This is a genomic window from Paenibacillus sp. S-38 (genome assembly GCF_049942825.1).
Lineage (GTDB): Bacteria > Bacillota > Bacilli > Paenibacillales > NBRC-103111 > Paenibacillus_G.
Window position 1 is genome coordinate 446,069 of sequence record NZ_CP187970.1, and the last position, 18,548, is coordinate 464,616.

Genomic DNA, 18,548 nt, shown 5'->3' on the forward strand with positions numbered 1-18,548 from the left:
GGCCATCACACGGACCCTGCGTCATGGACCCGCACCACTCGCCAGTTCACCGCGACGCCTTCATGCCTGCCATGCTGGGCCTGCCAGGAAGCCCCACCGGACTAAGCCGGAATCAGCTCACCTGCTGCCGCGTGGATTGCCATAACACCGCAGCCATCGGCCGCCTTCATGCCTGCCATGCTGGGCCTGTCAGGAGCCCTCACCGGACTAAGCCGGAGTCAGCTCACCTGCCGGTGCGTGGCTTGCCATAGCGCCGCAGCCATCGGCCGCCGGCTTGCCTGCAGCAGCCCGGGCCGGCAGGGAGGGCTGCGCAGCGCATCCCAGCCATTCCGATCCCTCCCTGCCCGCCAATGCCTGACCTGACCTCCCCGGGAATCCCCGCCCGGCTGCTAAGTTAAAACCGGTTCGCCCGCCAGCGGACGCACAGCCTGTGAGACTTCCACGTGCACGAAAGCGTCGTAGCGGTCCGGCAGCCGGCTCGGCACATAGTTGCCGCGCTCATGCGTGGGGCGGTACACCACGCCGATGGCCCGGTGGCCGATCGTCTCGCGCAGCACTGCCGGGGCGTCCTTCAGCTGCAGGACGCAGTCCTCGCCGACGGCATGGTGCAGCAGGTCTTCCCACGACCCGCTGATGCCCTGCGGCACGTCCATCACCTGGGCTGGCGCTCCCCAGCTGGTGCCGGCCATAACCGTGCCGCGGTGGGTACCGAAGCCGATGGCGTACACTTCACCGGGCGCCATCTGCTCGCGGGTGAGCTGGCCGACGTTGACCATGCCGTCGGTGAACATATCGGTCGCCCGGGCATCGCCGATGTGCGTGTTATGCTCCCACACCACCGCTTTAGCGTCCGCCCCGTGGAAATTCAGAATGCGGTGCAGCACCTGGGTCATGTGCCGGTCTCGGATGTTCCAGGATTCTGCGTCATGAGTGATCATCGCGCGGTAATACCGCTCGCCGTCGACGGCCACGAGGGCGTTGATCTCGACGTCCAGCGCTTCCTCCTGCGGGTCCTGCGGGCGGGTACGCTCGGTCCGCAGCTTGGCCAGCAGCGCAACGACTTCATCTTCGCAGCCTTCGCCGAAGAGCGACGCGGAGATCCCGTAAGATTGGCCTTCGCCGCCGAAGGGCTCGAAGCATTCGAACGCCGCACGGGCTTCCTCCACGTTCGGTGAGCCGGTGCGCTCGAGATATTGCAGGATTTCGTCCATGGACTCCCACAGAGAGTAAACATCAAGCCCGTAGAACCCCACTTTGCGCTCCGGCGGCAGGGAAGCATTGTGCTCCTTGAGCCACTCGACCAGACTGCCGATCTCGTGGTTGGCCCACATCCACTCCGGCCACCGGTCGAACGCTTCCAGAGCTTCGGCTGCGCTGCCTGCGGCGCCGGGAAGGCCTTTGATATACCGGTTAACGCTGAAGCAGGAAGGCCAGTCTCCTTCGACGGCGATGATGCGGCAGCCATGCTCGGTGATCAGGCGCTTCGTCAGTTCAGCCCGCAGCGTGTAGAACTCCGAGGTGCCGTGCGAGGCTTCGCCGAGCAGCACACAGCGGGCGGAGGACGCGGCTGTGATCAGACTGTCCATCGCTGCCTTTTCTTTCAGGGGAACGGCCAGCTTCTGAAGGGCTGCGATACGTTCTGTCGATTTGCTTAGCATGAGATATGGATTCCTCCCGATATGGATTTTCTTATCGTACCCTTACCCGTAGTATCCTTACCCGCCTGGCATTTCATGCCCCCAGCCCCTGCTTTTTCCTGCCGCTGTACAAAGCTAACCTGACAAGTAAGGTATTGCCACCCCTCGGCCGGGATGATACACTGATATCCAATTATTATCCGGGTAGGGGAAGGGCTGAAGGCCAAACGGCATGTCAAGAGCCAGGCTTGCTTGACCCTTGGCTAATTACCGGGCGAGAGGAGAGAGGGCATGCAGGTTAGGGAGAAGGAAATCATCGAGTATCCGAGTACGCTCAAACTGGCCGGGCTGTCCATAGGGGCTGCCATATTCGTGGCCGGGGGAGCGGGATTATTCGCTTGGGGACAAGAGGAGGAAGACCTCGAATTGATCGTCGTGGGGGCGGCGGGCATCATCTTCTTCGGAGGCTGTCTGCTGTATTTGCTGTCCAGGCTGATTCGCCGCAAGCCGTCGCTGGTCATTGACGATGAGGGGATTATGGATCATTCCTCCTACACGGGAGGCGGGGCCATTCGATGGGAGCAGATTCGCGATATCACGGTCTATGAGCTGATGGGCCAGCGTTTTATCGGACTCGAGCTGCACGACCCGGGGTCCTTTTTGGAGAAGCAGAGTCCGTTCAAAAGAGTCCTGCTGCGGATGAACCGCGGCTTGGTCGAGGCCTCCGTCAACATTCCGCAGACGGGCGTCAGGATGCCTCTGGATGAGCTTTACGCGGTCATGACGGAGCGATGGAATGCCGCTCTCCGTACAAAGGAGTAACTGGGTCTTTGGACTCAGTATGGCCCAAATACATAGAAGAGTGATTGAATTTCCAAAGGATTAATTGTAAAATCAAGCCGAACGTTGGAAATGTAGTCTTTTAATCCCACGTAATCTAATTCTATATAGGTAATAATACGTATTCCATATATTTCAAATTGGGACGGGCGGATCGCTGCCGGACCAAGCCTGAAACCCAACGGCCGCGGCGGACGTACTTGATCCCTAAGCGTACCGCTGTGGCTTTGTCATCAGGCGGAGTAAGGTACAGTTGAAACGTTTCGTTCTGCGACCGGAGGATCTATGAGCTACCGCATACAGGCAACAGAGAAAACACCGGCCCTGATCATATACCTCCTCGACATCAGCCGATCCATGACGCTTCCCATGGGAGGCAGGCGGAGGCTCGATCTCGCGCTCGATTCGTTGACGGCGGCCTTGAAGCAGATGGTGTTCCGTTCGACGAAGGGAGGCAGACTCTCCCCGCGGTACCGGGTGGCTCTTATTGCTTACAGCGACGCGGTCTACGATCTGCTCGGAGGAATCAAGCCGATCGATGAGGTGGCCCGCAAGGGCATTCCGGAGCTCGTCCCCCAGCGGCTGACGGAGACGGCCGAAGCGTTCGCTTACGCCGAGAAGCTCCTGATGGCCGAGCTGCCGGGCCTGGCCGACTGTCCCGCTCCCCTCGTGTGCCATATAACGGATGGCACGCCGACAGGGGCCGATCCCGAACCGGTCGTCCGGCGGCTTATGGACATGAGGGTTCCCGACGGGGCTGTGCTGGTGGAGAACATCTTCATCTCCGAGCATCTGCTGGTCGAGCCGGTCGGGGATGTCCGCAGCTGGGGCGGCATTCAGGACGATACACCGTTCCTGGAAGAGACGGCCGTACGGCTGAGACGCATGTCCTCGCGGATCCCGGAGAGCTATCTCGAGCTTCTCCAGGACTCGGGTTACCCGCTGTCCGCCGGATCGTATATGATGCTGCCGGGCAGCAGCGCGGAGCTGGTGGGGCTCGGCTTCCAGATGTCCTCCGCCACGCCGGTCCGCTGATGAATACATACGAATTTCGATTGGATCCGGCTGAGGATGTTCCTCCGACCACTGTCGTGATCGGTCCCGCCTTATACCGCTTTGCGGCCAGACGGGCCGACGAGAGCCGTCTTGCGGGAGAGCCGAGCCAGGATTATCTGGCCCTGCGCGCGGATGAGGCCGGCGCCTCCTTTTGCATCTGCGACGGAGTCAGCCTGTCCTTCTTCGGCGGGCTGGCCGCCCGGCTGCTCGGAGATGCCCTGCTGGAGTGGTGCGCGAACGGGATCTCTACCGAAGCTGAAGAGCAGGAGGTCCGGCTGAGTCTGGCGCGGCTGCTCATGGAGCTGACGCACACAGCCGGCGAGGAAGTGCGGAACCATCCGCTTCCCCCTATGGCCGCAGGCCTGCTGCGGGAAGTGCTCGAGGATAAACGCCTGCTCGGAAGCGAGGCGATGTTCGTCTGCGGCAGGATCGATCTTCCGAACACGGCGTTTCCTGCGGGACGGCTCGTGTTGGGGTGCTTGGGGGATATCCGGCTACGTTTCGTATCTACCGATGGGCGGTGGGAGCCCCCGCCGGCAGGCAGTTCGACGAGACAAAGGTGGTCAACGAGGCGGGGAGTCGTTGGAGGCCGTCCGGCTGTGCTTATCAGCGAACTGCCGGCTACGGCAGCTGGTCTGACCGTCTATACGGACGGATTGGCAGCTTACTGCGAAGGGGTAACGAACCTGCCGCCCGAGGGGCCTGATCCTTTGCGTATCTGCTGGGAAGAAGGAGATTATCCGGCGGATGACGACCAGCTTTATTTTCAGGTGCAGTGGCGGAGCGGTCAGCCGCCGAATGACAGAGAGGAGGCATCATCATGAACCGCATTATGACGCTGCTCAGGGAACGTCTGGATGTGGATGTGGAAGTGCCGGACGACATGCCGGTGGGCCGTCTGCTTCCTCTTCTGGCGGAGGCGGCGGGAGCGGCCGTCCACGACGGGGGACGGCTGATTCTGGAAGCGAGTCTGCCGGGAGAGGCCTGGAGGATCCTTCCGCCGGAGCGCACTTTGAGCGACGAGGACATTCGGGACGGGGCATTTCTTCGCATCGGCCGTATGTCTGCACCGCCTGAAGACAAGTCCGGACCGGGGAAGGCCGAATCCGCTTCAGGGGATTCATCGGGCCTGCCGGTTGCAGGCTGGAAGCCGCTTTTTTCCTGACCTGGGATGTAACGTCGGACCTCCGAGGTCCCAAGCAACGCAACATCATGTGGAGGTACTTCTATGCAGAGACCCCAGTATTTTCAGCGGTCGCCACGGATCAAAAAGGGAATTCCTTACGGCACGGTGGAAGTGCACCGGCCTCCGGCGCCGCCAACCCCTCCCAAACTGTCGCTGATCTCCATGCTGCTGCCTGCCGGCATGACGGCGGCCAGCGTCCTGCTGCTCGTGATGCTGAATCCGAACCAGAACAGCTCGTACCTGGTCGTGCAGCTCATCTCGATGTCGACGATGGCCGTCTCCTATCTCGTGCCATTCCTCACGCACCTCTCGAACAAGCGGGAGTACAAGAGGGAGAAGGCGGAGCGGGAGTCCAAATACGAAGCGCAGCTGGAGAGCCACCGCAAGGAACTGGAGAAGGTGCGCGAGCTGCAAAAATCAGTCATGCTGGACACCGACCCGCCGCCCGAGGAATGCGTGCGCCGCATCCGTGAGTGGAGCGGGGAGGTCTGGAACCGTTCCCCGCAGGAGGAGGACTTCCTGCACCTGCGCCTTGGGGTGGGAGACCAGCCGTTCTGCATCCGGATCAAAGCGCCGGAGCAGGACGGCTACGAGAAGGAGCCCTTGATTGAAGCGGCCCAGAAGCTCGACGAAGATTACCAGGCGGTCTCCCATGTGCCTGTGCAGCTGCCTGTCTTCGAGTCGAAGGTCATCGGGATCGTCGGGGACCGGCAGGCGGCCGAGAACATGGTACGCGTGCTGGCTCTGCAGCTGGCTGCCCATCATGCGCCCGACGAAGTGAAGGTCGGCGCTTTCTTCGGGGAGGAAGAGGCCCCGTACTGGGAGTGGATGCGCTGGCTGCCCCATACCTGGGATGACGAGCGCAAGGCGCGCTATCTCGCCAAGGATATGAGCACGACCCGGCAGGCCCTGGATGCGCTGTACCATGTGCTGCACCCACGCAAGCTTGCCGCCTCCCCCGGGCGGGAGGCGGAGATGAAGCTGCCGGCCTATGTGTTCTTTCTCAGCGACATCCGGCCGATGGAGGACGAGCCGCTTGTGCATCTGCTCCTGCGGGAAGCGGAGGCGCTGTCCGCCTGCACGTTCATCCTGTCGGACCGCCGGGAGACCCTGCCGAAGGAATGCGGCATGATCCTGGAGGTCACCCTGGGCGAAGGCAGGCTGCTGGAGACCGCTTCCGGCCAGAGCGGCGTGACGGGCCGGGAACGTTATTTTATCCCCGACCGCATCACGCTGGAGCAGGCGGACGAGGCGGCCCGGCTGCTGGCCCCTTACCGGCTGCGCAAGTCGGCGGCCGGGGAGCTGCCGAGGGTACTGACGCTGTACGACATGTTCGGCGTGCGGGAGACGGGCGAGCTGTCCCCTGCGGCCAACTGGCGGAAGAACCGGTACCCGGACACGCTGCCGGTTACGGTAGGCGTGCGGGCAGGCGGCAAGCCGGTGCAGCTCAATATTCACGACAAGATCGAGCGCCGGGGGCACGGGCCGCACGGCCTCATTGCGGGAACGACCGGGTCGGGCAAAAGTGAAGTGATCCAGTCGCTGATCGCTTCCCTCGCGCTGCAGTTCCACCCGCATGAACTGGCGTTCATGCTCATCGACTACAAGGGCGGCGGGATGTCGAACACCTTTGCCCGACTCCCGCATCTCATCGCCTCCATCACGAACCTGGAGGGGAAGGGGGTGATGGACCGGGCGCAGGTGTCGCTCAAAGCGGAGCTGGCGCGCCGTCAGCGGATACTGAATGCGGCGGGCAACCTGCAGCATATTGACGAGTACTACCGGTCCCCTTACCGGGATAAGGAACCACTGCCGCATCTCGTCATCGTTATCGACGAATTCGCGGAGCTGAAGAAAGAGCAGCCGGACTTCATGAGCGAGCTCATCTCGATTGCGGCGATCGGCCGGACGCTGGGGGTTCACCTGATTCTGGCAACCCAGAAGCCGGCCGGCGTGGTCGACGACAAAATCTGGAGCAACGCCCGCTTCCGGATCTGCCTGCGCGTACAGGATGAGGCGGACAGCCGGGATATGCTGCGCGTACCGGATGCGGCGCGGATCAGCAACCCGGGCCGGGGCTACTTCCAGGTGGGCAGCAACGAGGTCTTCGAGCTCGTGCAGTTCGCCTGGAGCGGCGCCCCTTACCAGCCGGAAGCGGCATCCGCCGCCGTGGAGGCGGAGGCTTACACGGTCGCGCTGAACGGTACGCGTTACCGCTGTGCCGCACCGGCGGCCGCCTCCTCGGCCGGGGACCGGCTCGATGAACGCAAGCAGCTGCAGGTGTTCATCGACCACCTGGCCGAGACAGCCGGGGGCGAAGGCATCGAGCCCCTGCCGGGGCCGTGGACGCCGCCGCTTCCGGCGGAGCTGTTCCTCGGGGACCTGCGCGACGGGGCGTCCGGCTGGAACGGCACCGGCTGGCAGCGGGCGGAAGGCTGGCTGCAGCCGGCCCTCGGCCTGATCGACGACCTGGCGAACCAGGCCCAGCGTCTGCTGCGCTTCCCGCTCGAGGAGGGGCATCTGCTCATCTACGGCATGCCGGGAACCGGCAAGACCACGATGCTGCAGACGCTGCTCCTGGGGCTGGCGTCCGAGCACCATCCGGAGGATGTCCAGTTCTATGTGCTGGACTTCGGGCGGATGCTGAAGGACTTTGACCCGCTGCCGCATACCGGAGCGGTCATCCAGCAGGAGGAGGCGGAGAAGGTCCGCCGCCTGTTCCGGTTCCTCGCCGTGCAGCTCGACCAGCGCAAGCAACTCTTCTCGGAAGCGGGCGTCAAGTCGCTCGAGACGTACCGCAAGGTGACCGGGAGCGCGATGCCGGCCGTGTTCACCGTCCTGGATGGGTACCTCAGCTTCAAAGATGCCTATCCGGACGAGCACGACCGCTGGGAGGCCCTCCTGCGGGAGGGGGCGAGCCTCGGGCTCTACTTCGTTGTGACGACGAACCGGGTATCGGACATGTTCGACAAGATCCGGAGCAACTTCCCGCTGGCCTTCAGCTTCGAGTTGGCGGACCCGAGCGACTATTACTTCGCCGTGGGACGGCCGGTGCGGCCGCTCAGCCAGGCGCCGGAAGGGCGCGGTCTCCTTAAGGGTGCGGTGCCTCCGCTGGAGGGACAGATCGCCCTGCCGGCAGGCGGGGCCGACGAGTTCGAGCGCACCCGTGTGATCCGGGACACGGTGAAGCGGATGAGCGAAGCCTGGAACGGCCCCTGGGCATACCGGATTCCGGTGATGCCGGAGGTCGTTTCGCTGAGCGCGCTGCTCGAGGGAGCTTGCGGGGCTCCAGCGGGCGGCGGTGAAGCAGCAGACCGGCCGGGAACCGGGGACAGGGTGCTGTGCGTTCCGGTGGGCCTCGAGACCGAGGAGCTGACACCGTTCTGCCCGGACCTGCGCGACGGGCCGATCTTCGTGGTCGGCTCCCGCATGGAAGGCGGCAAAACCGCGCTGCTCACTTCCTGGGTTCTTGGGTTGGCTGGGGCCAACCGGCCGGAGGCGCTGCAGCTCGTGCTGGCCGACTTCCGCCGTACCCCGAGCGGCCTGTATGCGCTGAGGCAGCTTCCCCACGTCACCGGCTGTGCGGTGGATGAGGACAGCCTGCTGGGGCTGCTCGGGCCGCTCCGGGAAGAGCTTGAACGCCGCAAGTTCCTTTTGCAGTCCGAAGAGGACGGAACCGTGGGTGCGGGCTTCCCGGCGATCGTGCTGGCGATCGACGACGGGGAGGCCGTGGCCCGGCAGATCGGCATGTCGTATGAGCTGCAGGGCCACCTGGAGTGGATTCTGAAGCAGGCCAGGGGCCTTGGCGTCTACATCCTCTTCGGCTGCATCCCGGCGGAGATCGGGAACTGCTTCGACAGCTGGACCGGCCCGGTCAAGAGCGCACAGACCGGATTCCTCCTCGGTACGACGGAGAGTGCGGATCTGAATCTGTTCAACCTCAAGCTGCCGTACGCCGAAACCGGCAAATCCCTTCCTTCGGGAGAAGGGTTCTATGTCCGGCGCAGGCATGCTCCGTTCAAGGGTGCCCTTCCTTTTACCGGGGGAGCGGGTCCTGAGCAATGGGTGAGACGCATTACTGAATCGGTCGGCCCTATGGCAGGCCATATGAGCTAAAGGAGGAGCCGCTTTGAGAATTAGAGTCAGTCCCGAGCAGCTCGGGCAGGTCGCCCTGCAGTTCCAGCAGGCTCAGCATCAGAGCCAATCCTCGATTGCCCGCATGCGCGGTGCAATCGGGCGGCTGGAATCCCAGTGGAGCGGCGTGACCCGGGAGGAGTTCTACCAGTCCTTCCAGCGTGCAAGCCAGATCATGGGCCGGTATCTGGAGACGCTGCAAAAAATTGAAGGCGACCTCAAGCAAATCAGCCAAAAATTTGCAGATACGGACAAAAAGGAAGACTCTTCCTCCGAATTATTAAAGAAAGCCATAATTTCGGGCCTGTCCACCGCAGGCAAGCTTGGGTTTGTCGCGAGTGCGCTGCAGATCACCGCCAATGCCAAGCGGGCCGACCTGGTGGACATAGGCGTGAGAGACTGGGTGAAGAACGGAAAAGTAGCGGAAGTCTGGAGCAGACTGCTTCCGGTGAAGAGTGTCAATACGCCTCAGAAGATGGCGGCCAAGCTGGGTAATATCGATCACACGCTGCCCGGCGGCAGCATTAAGGCAACGAATATAGCGAAGCATATCCGCGGACAGCTCAAGCCGTTCGGTTTGGTTGGTGTTGCTCTGACATCCGTCGGTGAAGTCAAACCGCTCGTCTCATCGATCCAAGACGATATTGCGAAGTACGATGGCCTGGAAGCTGCAGGGCATGTCGCGACGGACGTTGCCTATTCCACTACCAAAGTGGCCGCCACGGTGGGCGCTTCGTATGCGGGAGCGGTCGGCGGGGCCCAAGCGGGCGCCTTCTTGGGCTCCTTCGTCCTGCCGCCGATCGGTACGGCGGTAGGCGGCATCGCGGGCGCCATCGTCGGTTCTTCCTTGGGGGGAGCTGTAGTCAGCGAAGCCATCGAGAACCTGGTGCCCAGGGAACGGTTTAAGTCCGGGGTCAAAAAGCTAAAGGGCCTGCTTGGCTTGTAACGTACATAACAGGAGGAGGGCAAGACTGCCCCGTACGCAGGGGTGGTTTCGGATACATGAGTGCATCTACGATAAAAGTTTCGTTAGAGGAATTGGCCCTGCTTCTTCACCTGAAGGGACGGGATGAGGAATCGAAATTAATGCTCGGTATCGCTTATGAGGAGCTCCCGCCCAAAGAGGTGGAGAACATCTTCGTTACCGCATCCCATTCGCTTCTGGTCCGCGACCTGCTGCAGGTAGCCGGGGATGGGGAGAAGTTGAGTATCGCTTCCCCGCTTGGGGAGTACTTGGATGCGACCGGCTCTCCGGAGGCGACGCTGTTCTACCAGCGGGTGGACACCGCGCTGCAGACCTCTTATACCGGACACCTGCACCGCAAAGGAAGCTCTTATATCTCTTATCAGAGCTTGGACGGGATTGTTCATACGTTCAAGGAGGTGGGGAGCCCTGAAGGCCTTGCGGAGGAAGGGTTGTCTCTGCTGGGCTTAAGGATCAAGGTCGATACGGAGAACGACGGCCCCCTGGCTGATCTTCCCGCCCGGTTGGTGAATGACTTGGCGGGCCTGACTTCCGAGCAGGCAGCAGAAAGCAGGGACGCCCTGGTGTCGGGTGGATTCACCACGGAGCAGGCAGAACGCTTCCTGGAGGATGCGCAGCATGCGGCTTCCATCTACAGCGTCATGAAACTGGAGGAGGGAAAAGCACAGGAACTGCGGGCAGACCGCGGTCTGATTGTCATCGAGTCCGAAGGGGCCCAGTGGCTGCTGTACCCTGATGGGCAGGGGAATAACTTCACGGTTTCTAAGCTGTCCCCATCTCTCTTCAGGACCCAAATACAAGAATTGGACTTTTAGCGGCAAAGGCGGGTTGAAGATGTCCAAAAAATCCGATGGAGATTTTTTTGAATCTGGTTTCGGGAAGTTATTGATCGGGGTCGCTGCTGCCATTGGAGCCATTTACACATTCCTCGTGGCTGCCTCCAAGTATTTTATGATCGCCGTTATGGTTTGTATGGCGGGCGGGGTCGTTTATCTGCTTTTCCTGAAAGAGGTCTTTTACGCGCTGATGCTGCTGGTACCCTTGCTCATCTGGTATGCCATGTACCGCTACTTCACTAGTAAGTAAAAAGACCTAGGAAGGTATAAGTCGGCGAACGTAAATTTACATTTAATTACTTTTATTTATGCATAATTCCATATATTTTCCTGGTTTAACTTCGTTTTATTGGCCTAATGTCAATTAAAAATAAGCCTAAATCCATTGTATTCCTGCTTTGGATATAGTACGATAGAAACGGGTATAATCTCCACCTTTACTACATATTGTCGCAGGAGGATGACACCATGGCAAAAATTTTGGTCTCACCGGAGACACTCCAGCAAGCATCCAACACCTTCAAACAGGGCGGAGCTGAGAGCCAGGCTCAAGTGCAGAAGCTGAAAGCCACCATCAACGGGCTTCAGGGACAATGGGAAGGGATGACGCAGCAGAAGTTCTTCGCGGACTTCCAGCAGGCGGAATCGATGATGAAGAACTATGTGGAACTGCTGCATAACATCTCGACACAACTGGATACCATCGCGCAGCGCTTCCGTCAGGCGGACGGCCAAGGGTAAATGTACCCGATCAGAGAAGACCAAGCCCGAGTGCGCTTGGTCTTTTTGTTGCCCATCCGGGGAAGATATGAGTCTACAGTACCAGGAACCGATCGTGATTTATCGCGTTTTAGGAATACATAGAACATCACAAAGGAAGGGATTTCCTTGTTGTTTCAACCCGAAGCGGGAGAAGAGCTTCGTACAGCCGATAGCCGGTATATCATTGCGGAGCATCCGGCCGCTCCCGGTCTGCCGTACGGGCAGGAAGGCCGGCAGGGCACGGTCTACCGGCTCGATGATCCGGAAGGCGGGCCGTCCCGGGCACTGAAAGTATTCCGCCCGCGGTTCCGGCAGCCGTTCATCGCAGAACAGGCCCGCCGGCTGGCGCCTTACGCCTCCATGCCGGGGCTGTCGGTCTGCGGCAGAACCGTCTGGGTGCCAGGCGCCTCAGAGGGCCCGCCGCAACAAGCGGGACTGGACTACGCCGTGCTCATGCCCTGGATCGACGGTCCCACATGGACGGATGTACTGCTGGACAGGCGGGAGCTCACGCAGGAGACATGCCTCCAGCTGGCGCTTGCTCTCTCGAAGATACTCTTCGATCTCGAACGCAGCGGGATGGCTCACGGGGATCTCTCTTCCGCGAATTTGCTGCTTCCGGCTCTCCTGGGAACAGCGCCTTCCTGCAGTGGATATCCCGTCGAGCTGATCGACGTGGATACGATGTACCACCCTGACGCGGCTCGGCCGCAGGTGCTGCCGCAGGGGACACCGGGCTATGCCAGGGGCGGAGCGCAGCAGACGGGAGCCTGGTCTCCGGAAGCGGATCGGTTCGCAGGCGGCGTCCTGCTGGCTGAGATGCTGGCTTGGGCCGACCCCTCCTTGCGGAGGGAAGCCTATGGGGACAGCTACTTTGACCCTGCGGAGATCGGGACGTCCTGCCGCCGTGGCGAACTGCTCTTAGAAGCGGTCCGGACCCTGTGGGGGGAAGAAGCCGCAGCGCTGTGGAGCCGGGTATGGCACAGCAGCCGGGAGGAGGAGGCACCGGGCTTCAAGGCCTGGTACCTGCTCCTCAACCGGATTCATAAGGAGCCTGCAGCCCGTAGGGAGCCTGTCAGGCAGGAGGAACAGCCAATGGAAGAGTTCATGATCATCGGCGGGGAGCCGGAGGAAGGACTTCAGACCCGCCTTGAAGCCCACAGTCTGGGAAGGGCTGCGGTGTTTGCGGAGCTGGAGGCCTTTCTCACAGATATCAGGCAAGGGGGACAGCTGCCCGCCCCCTGCCGTGTAATCGTGCTGCATACCTCGCCCGATCACGGCCGGCAGGAAGCGGAGCGGCTGCAGCAGGCGCTGCTGCAGATGGGCAGAACCGGCAGCAGCCGGCCGGCTCTGTATCTGGTCATCAGCCGGATGAGCTTGTACGAGCAGTTCATCGAGCTGGACGAACTGCTGGCGTATGACAATGCCTGCGCGGTCTTCCTGCCCGGCATGGACGGCGGCCAGCTTGTGCGTCTGCTGTCGGGTGAATATGACCGGGACGGCATACGGCACCCCCGGTTCAGCGGACCGCCGCAGAAGGCAGCGGGTGCCGGCAGCAGGGCACACCAGCCGGCCGAAGCGGGCCCAGCGGTGGACCAGACGGATGCGGAGGTGGCGCAGCGTCAGCCGGTGGCCGATACGCCAACGCGCATGGCGGACTCGCAGCCGCAGCCGCATGACGCCGGCAGGCCGCCGGAGAGGCAGGCGTTCTCCCGCCCCGTTCCGCAGGCGCCGGATGCCGGCAAGATGCAGCCGTCCTCCGGCCGCTCGGTCGCACCGGAGGAGCGGGAGCTGTCCCGGCCGGCCCAGCCGCAGGCGGCAGAGGAGACGGAGCGCGTCCGCCGGGAGCCCCCGCCTGAGCCGCACCCGGCGCCGGAGGCTCCGCCTGAGCCTCCGAAGGAAACGAAGCGGGGCGGCCTGTGGGGCCTGAAGGACAAGCTCAGCATCCGCTTCGATGCGGATGAGCGGGGCCGGGGAACCCAGACGGCGCCGGAGAAGGAACGCCCCACCGGCAAGTCGTTCCTGTGGAGCCGGGAGAAGAAAGTCAAGCTCCCGAAGCACGGCAGCATTCTCGTTACCGGCGACCGGGGCAGCGGCGTCACCTCGACGGCCGTGAATCTGGCCCATCTGCTGTCCGGCTACGGCACGGTGGCCCTGCTTGATTTTGACTATAAGCGCAAGGGGGTCTCGTACCTCTTCCCGGAGACGGTGAAGCGGCAGACCGACGAGCGGCAGAGCTTCGGGCTCTATGCACTGCTCAACAACCCGAGACTGTTCGAGGACGTCATGTTCGTGGAGCACGAACAGCTCTCGTTCGTCACGATGACCGAGCCTTACGTGCTCGAGCTCTACGGTGACCGGCGGTTCGAGCGGACGATCGGCGAGAAGCCGAGGGAGGAGCTGCTGCAGGATCGGCGCTTCTATGCGGCAGTGAACTACGTCAAGACGCTGGTCGACTGGGTGGTCATTGACCTGCCGGCCGAAACGATGAAGATCGCGGAGGACCTGTCGATCTACTCCGATTACGTGCTGTTCACTTCGCATAACTCGGAGCTGGCGCTGTCCAACCTGCTCTTCGTGGAGCTCGGTTCGCTGTACAAGACCAATGAGCTTGCGTTTACCAATTACCTCGCCAAGGGCTCGATCGTGCTGACCCGCTACGAGAAGGAGAGCCTGCTGGACCGCAGGGAACTCACTGGCGCTCTGGCGGAGAAGCTGATCCGCAGGCAGGGTGATCCGTGGAACCTCAAGGTGGTCGGGGCGATTCCTTACACGCCGGGTTATGCGGGCCAATACAGCACCGGTCGGATGCTGAGTCTCGGCGAGCTGCGGGAGCCTTTTCTCCAGATTATCGAGAATATGTAGCCGAAAGCCGAGCCCCGTGATGTTACATCACTAGAGAGTCAATCGTATGAGTCAGAGTCAAGGAAGGAAGGCGTCATAGCGTGTTTAAAAGGGGCAGCAGCGATACACGGGTGCTAGTCAACAAGCTCAAATCCATCGGCGTGTACTTGCTCGCGCTCGGGGTGTTCCTGGCCTCTCTGGTCATGATTCTGAACAACACCTCGAAATACAAGCGGGATGTCGCCGTAGCTGAATTCAGAGAGGACGTCGGGAGCGGGACGCTGATCAAGAAGGATATGCTTCAGAAGCGCACCCTCGCCGAGCGGGACTACGACAGCAAGACCATGGTGCCTTATGATCAGGCGGCAAGTCTGATCGAAGGCAAGTACACAGGCATATACATACCGAAGGGCGTCCCGCTCCAGAAGACTTGGTTCACGGACAAGAAGAAGGAGCGGCTCAAGTACCTCAAGGACATGAAGGAAAACCAGGAGTTCGTGACGATTCCGTACGATTCCCGGTACAGCGGGGGACGGGTGCTCCTGCCCGGCGATTACGTGAAGCTGTACGCGGTCTACCAGGGGACGGACCCGGCCACGGGACAGCTGAACAAGCTGGCGGATGTCGACGTCATTTTCAAAAAAATCAAGGTTACCGACCTGCTCAACGCCGAGGAGGAATCCGTGCTGGGGTACCTTGAGGATGCGCAGATGCTCTCCCGGGAGCAGCAGGAGGCGCTCATGAAGCGTAAGGAATTCCAGGACAGCCTCACGCCGAAATTTATGGGTCTGGTGCTCACGAACGAGGAAGCCGAAGCGCTGCAGAAGTTCCTCGGCAACGGGAAGATCCAGATCAAGGCGGATATCCTCACCCGGGATGAGAATGTGGAGAACAGCAACAAGATCGGATCGCTGCTCTCGCAGCTGCAGGGCGGAACTCCAGCACCGGCGCCGCAGGCGGACGGCGCAGCTCAGCCATAGGGGGCATAGAACACAATGGATTTTCTAAACCGCACCAAGAAGATCATCGAATACAACGTCGAGAAAATTCAAAGCGAAAGCTACTTCTGCTCGAACTTCGGGTTCGTCTCCCTGCTCAACGGGGCGGGGACTTCGACGCTGGCCGCCAATACGGCCTCCCTGCTCTCCAAGCAGGAGAAGAAGGTGCTGCTGCTCGACGCGAACTTCCACCAGCCGAACCTGTTCTACTTCTTCGACGGGCTGGAAGTGCCGGAGAGTCAGTCGCTCAGCATGTATTTTGCGAACAAGATCGAGGAGAAGGAGCTCAATATCCGGGTGCCCGGCCATGAGAACCTGTGGCTGATCTCCACCTCCCCGAAGGACCGCGTGGACAAAATCCTGCAGGCCAACGAGGACAATCTCGGCCGGCTGATGGAATACGTCTCGGAGACCTTCGACTTCGTCATCGCGGACATCCCGTACCTGCCGATGAGCGAGTGGTTCATCGAGATTCTAGAGCGGATGGACAAGTCCATCATCGTCTGGGACGAGCAGAACGACTGCGGCTACAAGACGCTGCAGATGCTCGAATTCCTCGACAGCCACAGCGACTGCGTCAACATGGTGAAGAACGTGGTGGTCAACAAGCGGACGAAGCGGGCGTACGAGCTCGACAAGATCAAGAAGGAGTTCAACTGCAACTACGTCTGCTCGGTTCCTTACATCGATGACATGGACGAACTGAAGGCCGCCGGGGAGCTCATCATCAATTCGGGCAAAATGTCCCGCGCCTACGGTAAGGAGTTCTACCATATGGTCGATTACCTGCTGAGCAACCATAAGACAGGTACCGGCGGAGGTGAGAGCTGATGCTGACACCGGAGAAGCTGAAACAGCGCCGGGCGAGGTACGGGCGGGCCTCCCTCTATACGAAGGAAGAGATTTCGTTCACGAAGATCGTCGAGCAGTGCAGCCGCTACCTGCACCGTCTGAACCGGGAGATGAACCTCAGCGCGCTCAAAGCGAAGCAGCGGACCCGGGATAACATCGACCGGTTCGTGAACGACCTCGAGGTGAAGGTCGAAGGCTACGAGAACCCGGACCAGCTGCGCAAGGCGCTCAAGGATGAGATGATCCACTACGGCATCATCTCGGAGCTGATGGAAAATCCGTCGGTCAACGAAATCCGCATCAACGGCTATGACCGGATTTTCTACGAGGCGGGCGGGATGACGAAGCGCTATGAGAAGTCCTTCTCGAGCCCGGAGGATGCCCGGAGGGTCATCGAGCGTCTGCTCGGCGAAGTGCGGATTACGGAGAACGAACCGTTCAAGAACGCACGGACGCTCGAGGAAGGCTGGCGGATCAACGCCATCCACGGCGAGATCTCGCATCTCGGGGAGTACGGCGTGGTCATCCGGAAATTCCGGGAGAATACGTTCCGCGACGAGGATTTCCTGGAGAATGGCGTCATGACGCAGGACATGCTTAACTTCCTGCAGTTCATGCCGCAGATCTACGTGAACTGGTGGACGGTCGGACCTACGGGCTCCGGCAAGACCGCACTGAACGAAGCGATCCTGAAGAAAATGAACCCGTCGGACCGGACGATCATCGTCGAGAATCCGACGGAGATCCGTTTCGAACAGAAGGACGAACGGACGGGGCAGACGGTCAACGACTTCCTGCAGCTCGTCGCGAAGAACCCCGATCCGGAGAACGAGAAGAACCCGAACTGGCCGACGATGAACAACCTGCTGACCAATGCGCTTCGTCAGACGCCGAAATATCTCGGGGCGGGGGAGATTCGTACGCCGGAGGAGTTCAAGACGATGCTGGTCGCCGCCCAGACCGGGCACCAGACGTTCGCCACCTTCCACGCGGATGCGGCGGACAAGGCGCTGCAGCGGTACCTGACGACCTACCTGATGGTATCGCCGAACGAACCGCCGGAGCTCGTCATGAGCAATCTCTGCGATACGATCGACTTGATCGTCTGCGTGAAGCTCTTCCCGAAGACAGGCAAACGACGGGTCACTTCGATTGCCGAAGTGGTCGGCTCCGAAGGCATGAAGCCGTTGATCAACGTCATCTACGAATACGAGATCGAGCATGTCGACGATGACGGCGTCGTGAAGAGCTCCTTCGTCCGGCGCAATGCGATCAGCGACAAGCTTATTACGAAATTCAAGGATGCGCATATCCCGTTCAACCGGTATGCGAAGTGGACCCAGTCTCCGGCAGGAGGCCGGGAGGTGGAGGCGACGTACTACGAGGGTACGCAGAAGGAGGCTGTCCTGCTGTGATTCGCGAGCTGAAACTGTTCCTGTTCAGCAGGGATATTTTCCCCGTCCTTCTGGCGCTCCTCTCCCTGTTCCTGTTCACGGTGAAGTACTGGAAGATCGATCTGCAGAACAAGTCGAAGGAGATGGGCTCCCGGACCTTCACCAAGCTGCTGGCTTGGGGGGTGGAGAATAACCGGAAGCGGGTGCAGAAAGAACGGATCGGCCTCAAGCAGCGGAAGGTCGTGAAGCTGTACCAGCGGATTCTCGGCAGCGTCATCGAGGCCTACGAGATCAAGATTACCGTGGAAAACTTCACGGTCTTCTTCATCGTGCTGTGGTTCGTTCTCGTCAGCGTGCTCTACTGGACGATCGAGAACCTGCTGATGGCCGTACTGATCGCCACGCCGGCCGTAGCCGCTGTCTTCGCTGCCATCGTCACCTCCTCGAAGTCCAAGATCAAGGCCCGGGACACCGCGGTGATGGACTTCCTGGATATCATCTGCCCGCTGATCGGGCGCGGGGTCACGGCGACCTTCGAGCGAAATATCGCCGCTGCCGATCCCCGGATCCGGGGACATATCCAGACGTACATCAACCAGCGGAAGTTCAGCACGATTGCGGTTGAACGCGCGATGGATGAGCTGGCGGAGAAGCTCGGCCCCCGGTTCCACGAGTTTGCGAGGAAAGCCAAGAATTACGAGTACAACGCCCGGGAAGGCGATGCCGAGGCCTTCATGGACGTCGTCGAGATGAACAAGCTCATCCGGATGTTCGAAGTCCGGTCCGAAGCGCTGTTCGAACGCAAGAACCAGGACATGCTGGCGCGGATTCTCATCATCATCCTGCTGGCGCTGTATGCCAACTACGTCGGCATATCCGCCGAGTTCATGCAGGGCTCGGGCATCGCACATATCATCAACTCGGTCGTCGTCTGCTTCTGCCTGATCATCTATGCGGGCAATCAGATCGTTCAGATTACGGCCCGGGTGAATGACGACGAATTCACGGAAGAAGCGTAAGGCAG

General features: G+C 60.9%; 15 protein-coding genes. 14 read left to right on the forward strand and 1 reads right to left on the reverse strand.

The window, feature by feature from the left end:
* Window positions 1-389: 389 nt before the first annotated feature.
* Window positions 390-1,658, reverse strand: a complete 1,269-nt coding sequence (locus ACP26L_RS02165) for an erythromycin esterase family protein (RefSeq protein ID WP_426450850.1) — start codon at window positions 1,656-1,658, stop codon at window positions 390-392.
* Window positions 1,659-1,928: 270 nt separating this feature from the next.
* Between ACP26L_RS02165 and ACP26L_RS02170 the strand changes: the two genes are divergently transcribed.
* The 14 genes from ACP26L_RS02170 to ACP26L_RS02235 all read left to right on the forward strand — a co-directional run bounded on the left by ACP26L_RS02170 (window position 1,929) and on the right by ACP26L_RS02235 (window position 18,543).
* On the forward strand, window positions 1,929-2,459 hold the full coding sequence (locus ACP26L_RS02170; RefSeq protein ID WP_426450851.1) for an STM3941 family protein: 531 nt from the start codon (window positions 1,929-1,931) through the stop codon (window positions 2,457-2,459).
* A 303-nt stretch (window positions 2,460-2,762) separates the two neighbouring features.
* Entirely contained in the window at window positions 2,763-3,512 is a 750-nt protein-coding gene (locus tag ACP26L_RS02175; protein WP_426450853.1) for a vWA domain-containing protein, read from the forward strand.
* Window positions 3,512-4,357, forward strand: coding sequence for a hypothetical protein (locus ACP26L_RS02180; protein WP_426450854.1), 846 nt, complete (start codon window positions 3,512-3,514; stop codon window positions 4,355-4,357). Before ACP26L_RS02175 ends, ACP26L_RS02180 begins: the two co-directional genes overlap by 1 nt.
* Window positions 4,354-4,698 carry an EsaB/YukD family protein gene (locus tag ACP26L_RS02185; RefSeq protein WP_426450856.1) on the forward strand — a complete coding sequence of 115 codons (345 nt, stop codon included), beginning with the start codon at window positions 4,354-4,356 and terminating at the stop codon, window positions 4,696-4,698. The genes ACP26L_RS02180 and ACP26L_RS02185 overlap by 4 nt, the downstream gene beginning before the upstream one ends.
* Window positions 4,699-4,761: 63 nt before the next feature.
* Window positions 4,762-8,835 (forward strand): type VII secretion protein EssC, encoded by a 4,074-nt coding sequence (gene essC / locus ACP26L_RS02190; RefSeq protein WP_426450857.1) that lies wholly within the window; start codon window positions 4,762-4,764, stop codon window positions 8,833-8,835.
* Between the two features lie 13 nt (window positions 8,836-8,848).
* Window positions 8,849-9,799 (forward strand): WXG100 family type VII secretion target, encoded by a 951-nt coding sequence (locus ACP26L_RS02195; RefSeq protein ID WP_426450858.1) that lies wholly within the window; start codon window positions 8,849-8,851, stop codon window positions 9,797-9,799.
* A 56-nt stretch (window positions 9,800-9,855) separates the two neighbouring features.
* Complete coding sequence (locus tag ACP26L_RS02200; protein WP_426450859.1) at window positions 9,856-10,653, forward strand: hypothetical protein; 798 nt, start codon at window positions 9,856-9,858, stop codon at window positions 10,651-10,653.
* Between the two features lie 19 nt (window positions 10,654-10,672).
* Window positions 10,673-10,924 carry a hypothetical protein gene (locus ACP26L_RS02205; RefSeq protein ID WP_426450861.1) on the forward strand — a complete coding sequence of 84 codons (252 nt, stop codon included), beginning with the start codon at window positions 10,673-10,675 and terminating at the stop codon, window positions 10,922-10,924.
* Between the two features lie 218 nt (window positions 10,925-11,142).
* Window positions 11,143-11,415, forward strand: coding sequence for a WXG100 family type VII secretion target (locus ACP26L_RS02210; RefSeq protein WP_013914194.1), 273 nt, complete (start codon window positions 11,143-11,145; stop codon window positions 11,413-11,415).
* A gap of 147 nt (window positions 11,416-11,562) precedes the next feature.
* Entirely contained in the window at window positions 11,563-14,301 is a 2,739-nt protein-coding gene (locus ACP26L_RS02215) for a hypothetical protein (RefSeq protein WP_426450864.1), read from the forward strand.
* A gap of 80 nt (window positions 14,302-14,381) precedes the next feature.
* Window positions 14,382-15,260, forward strand: coding sequence for a hypothetical protein (locus ACP26L_RS02220; protein ID WP_426450866.1), 879 nt, complete (start codon window positions 14,382-14,384; stop codon window positions 15,258-15,260).
* Between the two features lie 15 nt (window positions 15,261-15,275).
* The gene (locus ACP26L_RS02225) at window positions 15,276-16,109 is read left to right on the forward strand and encodes a tyrosine-protein kinase family protein (RefSeq protein ID WP_426450868.1); all 834 of its coding nucleotides are present in this window, start codon (window positions 15,276-15,278) and stop codon (window positions 16,107-16,109) included.
* Window positions 16,109-17,545, forward strand: coding sequence for an ATPase, T2SS/T4P/T4SS family (locus tag ACP26L_RS02230; protein WP_426450870.1), 1,437 nt, complete (start codon window positions 16,109-16,111; stop codon window positions 17,543-17,545). The genes ACP26L_RS02225 and ACP26L_RS02230 overlap by 1 nt, the downstream gene beginning before the upstream one ends.
* Window positions 17,542-18,543, forward strand: a complete 1,002-nt coding sequence (locus tag ACP26L_RS02235; RefSeq protein ID WP_426450871.1) for a hypothetical protein — start codon at window positions 17,542-17,544, stop codon at window positions 18,541-18,543. The genes ACP26L_RS02230 and ACP26L_RS02235 overlap by 4 nt, the downstream gene beginning before the upstream one ends.
* The last annotated feature ends 5 nt before the right edge of the window (window positions 18,544-18,548 follow it).